Origin of the sequence: Rugamonas aquatica, assembly GCF_009380215.1 — a bacterium.
In the GTDB taxonomy this organism is placed as follows: domain Bacteria; phylum Pseudomonadota; class Gammaproteobacteria; order Burkholderiales; family Burkholderiaceae_D; genus Rugamonas; species Rugamonas aquatica_B.
This window is the reverse complement of the sequence record NZ_WHUG01000023.1, coordinates 47,914-58,060: the sequence shown is the minus strand read 5'-3', so window position 1 is coordinate 58,060 and position 10,147 is coordinate 47,914. Positions and strand designations below refer to the sequence as shown.

The window sequence follows — 10,147 nt, the reverse complement described above, 5'->3', positions numbered from 1 at the left end:
CGGTGGGCGCCGCATCCTTACCAAACGTGCGCCTTCCGGACGCGGGCCTCGCGGCGACTGCTGCTGGCCTGCCGGACGCGGTTCGCCGCTGCGCGGACGGGCCTCCCCTTGCGGGCGTGGCTGGCCCTGCCCAGGCCGGGCGTTGGGCGCTTGCGGGGTGCGGGAGGGGCGGTTCTGCGTGCTGGCGGGCGTGCTGGACGCGCCTTTAGACTTGTTACTGGCTTCTGACATTGTTTTTTACAAAGGTTTTGGCGCGGAAGTCGCGCACCGAATTATAATGCGGCTAATGGAAAACCCTACCCAATTCGTCCAATGGCTGCGCTCAGTCGCGCCTTACATCCACGCCTTCCGTGGCAAGACCTTCGTGGTCGCCTTCCCTGGTGAGCTCGTGAGCGCCGGCGCGCTGCAAGTGCTGGCCCACGATCTGTCGCTGCTGCACGCGCTCGACATCAACGTCACCGTGGTCTACGGCTCGCGCCCGCAGGTGGCCGAGCAGCTGGCCCTGCGTAACGTCGAAGGCCGCTTCCACAACGGCGTGCGCATCACCGACATCGCCGCCATGGAGTGCGCCAAGGAAGCCGCCGGCGAGCTGCGCCTCGATATCGAGGCCGCGTTCAGCCAGGGCTTGCCGAACACGCCGATGTCCAACGCGGCCATCCGCATCATTTCCGGCAACTTCATCACCGCCCGTCCGCTGGGCGTGATCGACGGCGTCGACCTGGAACTGACCGGCGTCACCCGCAAGGTCGACGCCGAAACCATCCACTCCATCCTCGGCTCGGACGGCCTGGTGCTGCTGTCGCCGCTGGGCTTCTCGCCGACCGGCGAAGCCTTCAACCTGACCATGGAAGACGTGGCGTGCAGCACCGCCATCGCCCTGCATGCGGACAAGCTGATCTTCATCACCGAGACCGGCATGATGACCGACGCCGGCGGCACCGAGATCCGCGAACTGTCGTCGCACCAGGCCGAAGCCGTGCTGCAGGCCGGCTTCCTGCCGGACGCCACCGCCTTCTACCTGAAGCACTGCATCAAGGCGTGCGACAACGGCGTCGAACGCTCGCACATCGTCTCGTTCAGCATGGACGGCTCGGCGCTGCTGGAACTGTTCACCCACGATGGCGTCGGCACCATGATCTCGCACGAGAACCTGGAATCGCTGCGCCAGGCCACCATCGAGGACGTCGGCGGCATCATCAAGCTGATCGAGCCGCTGGAGGCCGACGGCACGCTGGTCAAGCGCGGCCGCGAGCTGATCGAGCGCGAAATCGACTACTTCTCCGTCATCGAGCACGATGGCGTGATCTTCGGTTGCGCCGCGCTGTATCCATTCCCGGAACAGAAAATGGCCGAAATGGCATGTTTGACGGTCAACCCGGAAGTGCAAGCCCAGGGCGACGGCGAGCGCATCCTCAAGCACATGGAGAACCGCGCGCGCGCCATCGGCGTGCAAAAGCTGTTCGTGCTGACCACCCGCACCTCGCACTGGTTCCAGAAGCGCGGCTTCGTGCCCGTCACCGTCGACGCCCTGCCCAAGGACCGCCAGCGCATGTACAACTGGCAGCGCAAGTCCCAGGTTTTGATTAAGACCTTATAATGTCGTTTTACATACCGCTTTAGGAGCAACACAGATGGCCCGCACCGTTCAATGCATCAAACTCAACAAAGAAGCCGAAGGTCTGGACTTCCCGCCGTATCCGGGCGAACTGGGTAAGAAGATCTATGAATCGGTTTCGAAAGAAGCCTGGGCGGCCTGGCTGAAGCACCAGACCATGCTGGTCAACGAGAACCGTCTGAACCTGGCCGATCAGCGCGCCCGCAAATACCTGGCGACGCAGATGGAGAAACACTTCTTCGGCGACGGCGCCGACGCGGCCATGGGCTACGTGCCGCCTACCGAGTAAATCCGGTCAACGCCGGCGGCGCTCGCCGCCGGTGTGTAGTACTTCACATCGCTTTGCACTGCTTTAACTCGCACCTTGCCATGAAAACTTTGCCGTTTTCGCAAGTCATGCGATACACCTCGACCGGTCCCGGTTCGCTCACCAAGCCCGCACCCCAACCGCCCTGGCAGCCCTGCTGCTTGGCCAGGTTTTCCACCGTCGCCGACGAGACGCCGGCGCGGAATGGCACTTTCTGGATTTCGACGCCGTCGACATAGCTGATCGGCGTGCCATCGTCGGCCGTGGTGCGCAGCGCCGGCTTGCGCGGCGCCGCCGCTTCCTCACGCACCTTGCCCCGCGAGGCAGGCAACGAACAGGCATTGAGCAAGGACGTGCCGCACAGCAGGAGGATCAAGGAGCGTTTCATGGAAGCCCGGGTAAGGTGAACTGTCGTTCCCGCGCACGCGGGAATCCATACTCAGCATGGGTTCCCGCCTGCGCGGGAACGACACGCTTAGAACTTCAGGGTCTTGACGCCGTCCGCCATGCCCAGCAGGCAGACGTTGGCGCCGCGCGCGGCAAACAGGCCGACCGCGATCACGCCGACGATCTGGTTGATCTGCTGCTCCAGCGCCACCGGATCGGTAATCGACAAACCGGCCACATCGATAATCATGCCGCCGTTGTCGGTGATGAAGGCTTCGTCGCTGCCGGCCTTCAGGCGCAGCTTCGGCGTGCCGCCGATGGCGGCCAGCGCGCGCGTGACCGAGGCGCGCGCCATCGGCAGCACTTCCACCGGCAACGGGAACTTGCCCATCACGTCGACCAGCTTGGAGCCGTCGGCGATGCAGACGAACTGGCCGGACACCGAAGCGACGATCTTCTCGCGCGTCAGCGCCGCGCCGCCGCCCTTGATCATGGCGCCGGTATTGGTGATTTCATCGGCGCCGTCGATGTAGACGGCGATGGCCGGCACGTCGTTCAGGTCGAACACTTCGATGCCGTGGCCGCGCAGGCGGGCCGCGGTCGCTTCCGACGAGGCCACGGCGCCCTTGATGCGGTGCTTGATCTTGGCCAGCTCGTCGATGAAGAAGTTGGCGGTGGAGCCGGTGCCGACGCCGATGATCTCGTTATCCACCACGTAATCGATGGCGGCGCGGGCTACGGCTTGTTTCAGTTCGTCTTGGGTCATGATGTTTCTATAAGAGAGGGGAAATTCAATCCCGCTATTTTAACGGATCGCCCCCGTCCGCCACCGTTTTCAGCCAAAAATTGCGCTCAGACAACACCTCGCGGACGCCGGTGTCGCAGACTGGCACAAGCGCTGCGTGTATGCAACGATGCTTGCCAGCGATGCGGCCGGATATGCGAGAATGAAGCTCACGCAGGTCCAAAAACGATCGCCGGGGATGAGCCATGACGCCAGCCAAAACAGTCTTGATTGTCGATGACAGCCGCGTCTCGCGCATGATGGCCCGCCAGTACATCGCCGGCCTGCACGCCGACTGGATCGTCGAGGAAGCCGGCACCGGCGAGGAATCGCTGGCCAAGGCGCGCGCCACGCCGCCCGACCTGATCCTGATGGACGTCAACATGCCCGGCATGGGCGGCATCGCCGCCGCCGAGCAGCTGCGCCAGGAATTCCCCGCCATCCCGATTTCGCTGCTGACGGCCAATGTGCAGACGGCCACGCGCGAACGCGCGGCCCAGCTGGGCATCGGCTTCATGGAAAAACCGATCACCGAGGCGCGCATCGCGCAACTGCTGGCCACGCTGGAGGCGGTGTGACCATGTTCGCCCTGACTGAGCTGGAAAACGATGCGCTGATCGAGATCTTCAACATCGGCGTCGGCCAGGCGGCATCGTCGATGAGCGCCATCGTCAACGAGACGGTGCGCATGTCGGTGCCGTCGGTGAGCTTCATCAACCGCACCGAGGCCGCGCGCGTGCTCGACGGCAAGGCGCCCGAGGCCGGCGCCATCTGCGGCGTCAGCCAGCACTACGAGGGCGCGTTCTCGACCGAGGCCATCCTCATGTTCCCCGAGGATAAAAGCCTGGAGATCGTGCGCCTGATGGTGGGCGAATCGGTGCCGCTCAAGGAGCTGACCGAGATGGAGCAGGAAGCCATGTGCGAGATCGGCAACATCATCCTCAACTCCTGCGTCGGCACGCTGGCCAACATCTTCCAGCGCGAGCTGCAGGGTTCGCTGCCGCAGTACCACGTCGGCACCAGCGATGAAATCCTGATCGCCTCCGGCAGCCAGCACGACACCGTGGTGCTGATGCTGCACATCGATTTCGTGCTGGAGAAGCACCAGATCCACGGCTACGTCGCCTTCGTGCTGGACATCTCCGCGCTGCACGATCTGAAGGAGCAGATCAACCTCTACATCGCCCGCGCAATGGGCCAGGCATGATGAATCCGCTGAACGAAGCGCACCGCCTGCATCTGCTGCACAGCGTGCTGTGCACGGTGAACCTGGGCGCCATCGTGCTCGACAACGAACGCCGCATCGTGCTGTGGAATTCGTGGATGATCAAGCATTCCGGCCTGGGCCACGACAAGGTGATCGGCGCCGATTTCTTCACCGTCTGCCCCGGCCTGCGCGGCGGCCGCATGGAGGCCGCGATCCAGCAGGCGCTGTACAACAACTTCCCCTCGCTGCTGTCGCAGACGCTCAACAAGGCGCCGTTCGCGCTGCACGCCAGCCCTGTGGCGGCCGCCCGCAACGAGCGCATCCAGCAGGCGGTGGAAGTGACGCCGATCGCGGTCGAGGGCGCGCCGCGCCACTGCCTGATCCAGATCAGCGATGTCAGCATCGCGGTCGGGCGCGAAAAGCTGCTGCGCGAGCAAGCCATGGTGCTGCGCTCGCAAACCTTCGCCGACGGCCTGACCGGCATCGCCAACCGCCGCCACTTCGACGTCGCCATGGAAAAGGAGCACCGCCGCGCCAAGCGGGGCGGCACGCCGCTGTCGCTGCTGATGATCGACATCGACCACTTCAAGGCCTACAACGACCACTACGGCCACCAGAAGGGCGACCAGTGCCTGATCCAGGTGGCGGCCGCGCTGGCGGGCATGCTCAAGCGCCCGTGCGACCTGATGGCGCGCTACGGCGGCGAGGAGTTCGCGATGATACTGCCGGAGACCGACGTCGAGCAGGCCACGGTGATGGCCGAGGCGATCCGCGCCCGCGCGCAGGAGCTGGCCATCCCGCACGAGCGCAACAACGCCGAGCTGCGCCAGGTCACGGTCAGCATCGGCATCGCCACGCAAAAGGTCGACACGGCTGTCGAGATCGAAGCGCTGATCGGCGCCGCCGACCGCGCGCTCTACCTGGCCAAGCGCAACGGCCGCAACCGCATCGAATCCATGCTGCCAGCTTGACCATCCACCACAACGAGGATCAGTATGCGCAACGTTACCGTTTTATTGGCAGCCTGGGGCGCGCTATGTTCCGTCCACGCGGCGCCGCTGGAGCAGCTGTCGTGGCTCAGCGGCTGCTGGGTCGATCCCGCCGGCGAGGCAGGCTCGGGCGAGCAGTGGACCGTGCCTGCCGCCGGCTCCATGCTGGGCATGGGCCGCACCATCAGGGGCGGCAAGCTGGTCACGTACGAATTCATGCGCATCGCCGACGGCGGCGACGGCAAGGCGGTGTTCCATGCGCAGCCGGCCGGCAAGCCGGCGGCCAGCTTCCACGCCATCGTGCAGAGCGCCACCGAGGTGGTATTTGAAAACCTGGAGCACGATTTTCCGCAGCGCGTGATCTACCGCTACGAAGCGCCGTCCACGCTGCGCGCCAGCATCGAAGGCCTGCGCAACGGCGCGCTCAAGCGCATCGAATTCCCTCTGGTGCGCGGCGCCTGCGGAGGCACGCTGTGACGCCGTTGGCGCCCAACCGGTCGATCCAGGCGGTGACGGTGATACCGGTGCTGCACTATCCGGATGTGGCATTGGCGGCGGAGTGGCTGTGCGGCGCGTTCGGCTTCAGCGAACGGCTGCGCATCGGCGACCACCGCATCCAGCTCGACATCGACGGCGGCGCCGGCGCGGTGGTGGTGGCGCAGCGGCCCAGTCCCGCGCCGCCCTGCCCGCATCCCTGCCATTCGATCATGGTGCGCATCAGCGACATCGACCAGCACTACAAGCGCGCCATGGCGGCCCGCGCCCGTTCGCTCAGCCCGCCGACCGGCTATCCCTTCGGCGAGCGGCAGTACTCGGTGGCCGATCCCGGCGGCCATATCTGGACCTTCACGCAAACCATCGCCGACATCGACCCGGCCGCCTGGGGCGGCACGCTGCGCTAATCAGGGCTCAGGTCCAGATGCGGTAGATCCAGTAGCTTTCGTCTTCGGATTTCATGATGCGCGCCAGTTCGTGCGGACTGTGGCCGGTGATCTCGCGCGCCTCGCGGCAGAAGTGCGCCTGGTCGGAATAGCCGCCGCGCGCGGCCACGTCGGACCACACCACCCGCCCCGCCAGGAACTCTTCGCGGGCGTCGAAGAACGATTGCTCCGCGCGCTGCAGGCGCAGCAGCTTGCGCATCGGCTGGCCGGCGCGCGCCTTGATGTGGCGCTCGATGCTGCGTACGCCGCGGCCCAGCGCCGTGTCGGCCACCTGCCACGCCAGGTGGCGCACCCAGTCGCCCGCCGTCGCGCCCGCGCCGCCGGGTCGCGCCGCCTGCCAGCGCGGCGTCAGGAAGGCTTCCAGCACCGCCAGCCGCGCGGCATCGTCGGGCGCGGCCAGCACCGCGTCGGACATCGCGGCCCACTCCGGCCCCAGCACCGTCCCGGCGTCGTCCCAGCGGTTGACCCAGGCCGGCACGTCGACGCCGCTCAGCGCGTGCATCGCCTGCGGATAAAACATCACCATCAGTATCCGCACCGGCCCCGGATTGTAGGTCGCCATCGGCCGCGTCTGCGGGCCGACGAACACGGCGCGGATTTCAGTCTTCGGCATGCCCGGCGGCTCGACCACTTCGGCCTCGCCTTCGATGAACCAGGTGATCGAGCAATGCGGCGTGGCGGGGAAGTGATTGAAGCGGTCGGCCGGATCGGTCAGCGGCGCCTCCACCGTGCTGCGCGTGATGTAGGCGCGCACGCAGGAGGCCAGCGCAAACGGTGGCACGATCAAACGCGTCAGGGATGGTTCGGTGTCGGACATTTGCAAAGTTTATACCAAAGCTGTCGCAAACGTTCAATACGCGCCGGCGGCGGCGCGGCATCATGAAGCCATCATAACGAGAGGAAGCCGATATGGAGAATACGATCACCGCCCCCGCCGCCACCCGCCTGCGCACCGTGGACAGCCTGCCAGGTCCGCGTCCATGGCCGCTGCTGGGCAACCTGCCGAACATGGAGCTGCGGCACATCCACCAGAGCGTCGAGGACTGGAGCAAGCGCTATGGCCCCATGTTCAAGATCAGCATCGGCAAGACGACGACGGTGGTGCTGGCCGGGCACGACCTGGTAAACGCCGTGCTGCGCGACCGCCCCGACGGCTTCCGCCGTCCATCCATCACGGCCCAGGTATCGAACGAGATGGGCGGCCGTCCCGGCGTGTTCCTGGCCGAGGGCGCGGCCTGGCGCAACCAGCGCCGCATGGTGATGACGGCGCTGGCGCCGCACGCCGTCAAAGCCTACTTCCCTTCGCTGGTGTCGGTCGCCCTGCGGCTGCAGCGGCGCTGGCGCCAGGCGGCGCGCGACGGCAGCGCCATCGACCTGACCGAGGATCTGAAACGCTTCAGCGTCGACGTGATCGCCGGCCTGGCGTTCGGCTCGGAAGTCAACACCATCGACGGCGGCGAGGACGTGATCCAGCGCCACATGGACACCATCCTGCCGGAAGTATCGCGCCGCTCGTTCTCGCTGTTCCCCTACTGGCGCTACGTCAAGCTGCCGCGCGACCATCATCTGGACAACTGCGTGCGGGAACTCGACAAGGCGGTCGATGAGCTGATCGCCACCGCGCGCGTCCGCCTGGCCGCCGAGCCGCAGCGGCGCGAGCGTCCCGCCAATCTGCTGGAGGCGATGATCTGCGCGGCAGACGAAGGCGACAGCGGCGTCGACGACGTCGCCGTGGCGGGCAATGTCACCACCATGCTGCTGGCCGGCGAGGACACCACCAGCAACACGCTGGCGTGGATGCTGTATCTGCTGCAAAAGAACCCGGCCGCGCTGCGCAAGGCGCGCGAGGAAGTGCTGCGGATCGCGCCCGATACGACCGCCTTCACCATCGAACAGATGGATGCGCTGGACTACCTGGACGCCTGCGCCCAGGAAGCCATGCGATTGAAACCGGTGGCGCCCTTCCTGCCGCTGGAGGCCTTGCGCGACAGCGTGGTCGGCGATGTGCAGATACCCAAGGGCGGCCTGGTGTGGTGCGTGATGCGGAACGACAGCGTCAGCGAAAGCCACGTGCCGCAGGCCGGCCAGTTCGATCCGGATCGCTGGCTGAAAAAAGGCGACGGCGCGATGGACAAGCATGTGTCGATGCCCTTCGGCGCCGGCGTGCGCACCTGCCCCGGGCGCTACCTCGCGCTGCTGGAGATCAAGCTGACCAGCGCCATGCTGCTCAGCAGCTTCGACATCGCCACGCTGGACACGGTGGACGGCAAGGAGCCGGAAGAGCTGATGGCTTTCACCATGTCGCCGGTAGGCCTGCGCATGCGGCTGCGCGAACGCGTCGCCTCCGCCTGAGCCCTATGCTGCACAAGATCCATCGCACAGGCGCTTGTGTACTCGGCGTTTTTTTGACACTGCATCTGTTCAACCACTTGCTGGCGGTCGGCAGCGTGGAGGCGCACATCCGTTTCATGGAGGCGTTCCGCGCGGTGTACCGCAACCGCGTGGTTGAAATCATCCTGCTGTTGTGTGCAGCGAGCCAGATCGCCAGCGGCTTGACCTTCGTCCGCCGCCGCTGGCGCGAGCGGCATCAGGGACTCGATCTGCTGCAACTCGGTTCGGGCCTGTACCTGGCCTTCTTCCTGCTGGTGCACGTGGGCGCGGTGCTGACCGGGCGCATGCAGTTCGGGCTCGATACGAACTTCTACTATGCCGCCGCCGGCATGCATGTGCTGCCGTATCGCTACTTCTTCCTGCCCTACTACTTCTTCGCCGTGCTGGCCATCGCCATCCATCTGGCGCGGGCGCTGCACTGGCTGGCGCGGGACCGATTGAGCGCGGCGGCGATGCGCGCCGCCACCGCGCTGCTCTCGATGTGCGGCTTCGCGGCGGCGGCGCTGATAGTCGCGGCCTTCGCCGGCGGGCTATATGACATAACCGTTCCCGCCAAATACCTCGCCACTTTCCAGTAGCATCTTGCAAGGCCGCGCGCGCCTCGTTGTCGTGATACGCTAGACGTCATCACGATGGAGGTGCGATGCGCTTCAAATTTGAAACCATGCGGCACGGCCGCTGCTTCGCCGAAGCCGAAGACGAGGACGACTACATCGAAGTGGTGATCTGGTACGACCAGAACACCGCGCCCAAGAACGTGCGCTACCTGCTGCACATCCGCGACGAGCCGCTGCCCAAGCAGATCACCGAAGCGGGCGCCTTGCAGGACGCCACCCGCATCGCCGTCAACCACTTCTCGTCGGTGAAGACCAAGGACCGCGACGAATTCGAAATGCACTGCAGCCGCATCACCGCGCGCTGGCCCGGCGTCCTTTATAACAAGCTGGGCGGCTGAGCGTATATACTTCGGCCTTGCAAGCCTGGCCACCACTCAAGGAAGTATATGAAGATGCTGTCTCGCGTTGACGCGAACGTCGCTGCCGAAATCGATCGGCAGTTCCCGCAATTGAAGCAAATCCGCGAACTGGACTCGGACGGCGGCATGGAGCGCCTGGCGATTTCCGTGTTCGACCACTGGCTCGACGATGAGAGCGAGTGGAATTTGCTGGACTGCTTCGAAGGCGAAGAACGCGTACGCCGCAACAAGAAGTTCGAGCAGCACTGGGCGGCCTTGTTCGACCTGACGCCGGTCTACACGCTGCGCTACCGCGGCCGCTGGCCGGCCAAGGCCAGGCTGGTGCTGAAGCGTTACACGGACCGCGAAGGCTTTGTGCGGCAGTCGCGCTTCAACGACTACGGCGTGCCGTCGCAATTCATCATCCTGCCGGAACTGGGCTGCATCTATGCGGCGGGTTGGGATGACACCAACATCCTGTACTTCAAAAACCGCGAACAAGCCGCGCCGATACTGGAGCTCGCGACCAAGGCGGGCTTGTTCTGCCTGAATCCGAATCGATAACATATTT

15 protein-coding genes are annotated in these 10,147 nt (G+C 65.4%); 11 read left to right on the top strand and 4 right to left on the bottom strand.

From position 1 onward, the window contains the following. The coding region (locus GEV02_RS33180; protein WP_408014868.1) for a hypothetical protein at nucleotides 1-231 on the bottom strand (231 nt) is incomplete at its 3' end. A gap of 55 nt (nucleotides 232-286) precedes the next feature. On the opposite strand from GEV02_RS33180, the gene argA reads away from it, so the two are divergent. Both argA and GEV02_RS31315 read left to right on the top strand, forming a co-directional pair. After that, the gene (argA, locus tag GEV02_RS31320) at nucleotides 287-1,597 is read left to right on the top strand and encodes an amino-acid N-acetyltransferase (protein ID WP_008451239.1); all 1,311 of its coding nucleotides are present in this window, start codon (nucleotides 287-289) and stop codon (nucleotides 1,595-1,597) included. Nucleotides 1,598-1,631: 34 nt separating this feature from the next. Further along, on the top strand, nucleotides 1,632-1,904 hold the full coding sequence (locus tag GEV02_RS31315) for an oxidative damage protection protein (protein WP_008451241.1): 273 nt from the start codon (nucleotides 1,632-1,634) through the stop codon (nucleotides 1,902-1,904). A 43-nt stretch (nucleotides 1,905-1,947) separates the two neighbouring features. Here the strand turns inward: GEV02_RS31315 and GEV02_RS31310 are convergent, their stop codons facing one another. Together GEV02_RS31310 and rpiA are read right to left on the bottom strand one after the other, a co-directional pair. Then, nucleotides 1,948-2,310 carry a hypothetical protein gene (locus GEV02_RS31310; protein ID WP_152841712.1) on the bottom strand — a complete coding sequence of 121 codons (363 nt, stop codon included), beginning with the start codon at nucleotides 2,308-2,310 and terminating at the stop codon, nucleotides 1,948-1,950. A gap of 87 nt (nucleotides 2,311-2,397) precedes the next feature. Continuing rightward, nucleotides 2,398-3,075 carry a ribose-5-phosphate isomerase RpiA gene (gene rpiA, locus GEV02_RS31305; RefSeq protein WP_152841711.1) on the bottom strand — a complete coding sequence of 226 codons (678 nt, stop codon included), beginning with the start codon at nucleotides 3,073-3,075 and terminating at the stop codon, nucleotides 2,398-2,400. Between the two features lie 224 nt (nucleotides 3,076-3,299). On the opposite strand from rpiA, the gene GEV02_RS31300 reads away from it, so the two are divergent. Genes GEV02_RS31300 through GEV02_RS31280 form a run of 5 tightly spaced genes read left to right on the top strand, consistent with a single transcriptional unit; the run spans nucleotide 3,300 to nucleotide 6,191 of the window. Continuing rightward, the gene (locus GEV02_RS31300; protein ID WP_152841710.1) at nucleotides 3,300-3,671 is read left to right on the top strand and encodes a response regulator; all 372 of its coding nucleotides are present in this window, start codon (nucleotides 3,300-3,302) and stop codon (nucleotides 3,669-3,671) included. A 2-nt stretch (nucleotides 3,672-3,673) separates the two neighbouring features. Continuing rightward, entirely contained in the window at nucleotides 3,674-4,300 is a 627-nt protein-coding gene (locus tag GEV02_RS31295; protein ID WP_152841709.1) for a chemotaxis protein CheC, read from the top strand. Continuing rightward, nucleotides 4,297-5,271 (top strand): sensor domain-containing diguanylate cyclase, encoded by a 975-nt coding sequence (locus tag GEV02_RS31290; protein ID WP_152841708.1) that lies wholly within the window; start codon nucleotides 4,297-4,299, stop codon nucleotides 5,269-5,271. Before GEV02_RS31295 ends, GEV02_RS31290 begins: the two co-directional genes overlap by 4 nt. Before the next feature lie 24 nt (nucleotides 5,272-5,295). After that, nucleotides 5,296-5,766 (top strand): DUF6265 family protein, encoded by a 471-nt coding sequence (locus tag GEV02_RS31285; RefSeq protein ID WP_152841707.1) that lies wholly within the window; start codon nucleotides 5,296-5,298, stop codon nucleotides 5,764-5,766. Next, nucleotides 5,763-6,191 (top strand): VOC family protein, encoded by a 429-nt coding sequence (locus GEV02_RS31280; protein WP_328595960.1) that lies wholly within the window; start codon nucleotides 5,763-5,765, stop codon nucleotides 6,189-6,191. The genes GEV02_RS31285 and GEV02_RS31280 overlap by 4 nt, the downstream gene beginning before the upstream one ends. A gap of 7 nt (nucleotides 6,192-6,198) precedes the next feature. Here the strand turns inward: GEV02_RS31280 and GEV02_RS31275 are convergent, their stop codons facing one another. Then, complete coding sequence (locus tag GEV02_RS31275) at nucleotides 6,199-7,047, bottom strand: helix-turn-helix domain-containing protein (RefSeq protein WP_152841705.1); 849 nt, start codon at nucleotides 7,045-7,047, stop codon at nucleotides 6,199-6,201. A 92-nt stretch (nucleotides 7,048-7,139) separates the two neighbouring features. Here GEV02_RS31275 and GEV02_RS31270 point away from each other — a divergent pair, with 92 nt between their 5' ends. From GEV02_RS31270 to GEV02_RS31255, 4 genes are all read left to right on the top strand, one after another. Then, a complete protein-coding gene (locus tag GEV02_RS31270) occupies nucleotides 7,140-8,582 on the top strand; it encodes a cytochrome P450 (protein ID WP_152841704.1) in 1,443 nt (480 codons plus the stop codon). 53 nt (nucleotides 8,583-8,635) lie between these two features. After that, a complete protein-coding gene (locus tag GEV02_RS31265) occupies nucleotides 8,636-9,199 on the top strand; it encodes a hypothetical protein (RefSeq protein ID WP_152841703.1) in 564 nt (187 codons plus the stop codon). Nucleotides 9,200-9,264: 65 nt separating this feature from the next. Continuing rightward, the gene (locus GEV02_RS31260) at nucleotides 9,265-9,576 is read left to right on the top strand and encodes a hypothetical protein (RefSeq protein WP_008451263.1); all 312 of its coding nucleotides are present in this window, start codon (nucleotides 9,265-9,267) and stop codon (nucleotides 9,574-9,576) included. Between the two features lie 48 nt (nucleotides 9,577-9,624). After that, nucleotides 9,625-10,140 carry a hypothetical protein gene (locus GEV02_RS31255; protein WP_152841702.1) on the top strand — a complete coding sequence of 172 codons (516 nt, stop codon included), beginning with the start codon at nucleotides 9,625-9,627 and terminating at the stop codon, nucleotides 10,138-10,140. Nucleotides 10,141-10,147: the final 7 nt, after the last annotated feature.

Excerpts from the sequence above, each read along its gene's own strand:
- GEV02_RS31300 (WP_152841710.1), top strand. The coding sequence starts at position 3,300 with ATGACGCCAGCCAAAACAGTCTTGATTGTCGATGACAGCCGCGTCTCG.
- GEV02_RS31275 (WP_152841705.1), bottom strand. The coding sequence starts at position 7,047 with ATGTCCGACACCGAACCATCCCTGACGCGTTTGATCGTGCCACCGTTT.
- GEV02_RS31315 (WP_008451241.1), top strand. The coding sequence starts at position 1,632 with ATGGCCCGCACCGTTCAATGCATCAAACTCAACAAAGAAGCCGAAGGT.
- GEV02_RS31260 (WP_008451263.1), top strand. The coding sequence starts at position 9,265 with ATGCGCTTCAAATTTGAAACCATGCGGCACGGCCGCTGCTTCGCCGAA.
- GEV02_RS31255 (WP_152841702.1), top strand. The coding sequence starts at position 9,625 with ATGAAGATGCTGTCTCGCGTTGACGCGAACGTCGCTGCCGAAATCGAT.
- GEV02_RS31285 (WP_152841707.1), top strand. The coding sequence starts at position 5,296 with ATGCGCAACGTTACCGTTTTATTGGCAGCCTGGGGCGCGCTATGTTCC.
- GEV02_RS31310 (WP_152841712.1), bottom strand. The coding sequence starts at position 2,310 with ATGAAACGCTCCTTGATCCTCCTGCTGTGCGGCACGTCCTTGCTCAAT.
- GEV02_RS31270 (WP_152841704.1), top strand. The coding sequence starts at position 7,140 with ATGGAGAATACGATCACCGCCCCCGCCGCCACCCGCCTGCGCACCGTG.
- rpiA (WP_152841711.1), bottom strand. The coding sequence starts at position 3,075 with ATGACCCAAGACGAACTGAAACAAGCCGTAGCCCGCGCCGCCATCGAT.
- argA (WP_008451239.1), top strand. The coding sequence starts at position 287 with ATGGAAAACCCTACCCAATTCGTCCAATGGCTGCGCTCAGTCGCGCCT.
- GEV02_RS31295 (WP_152841709.1), top strand. The coding sequence starts at position 3,674 with ATGTTCGCCCTGACTGAGCTGGAAAACGATGCGCTGATCGAGATCTTC.
- GEV02_RS31290 (WP_152841708.1), top strand. The coding sequence starts at position 4,297 with ATGATGAATCCGCTGAACGAAGCGCACCGCCTGCATCTGCTGCACAGC.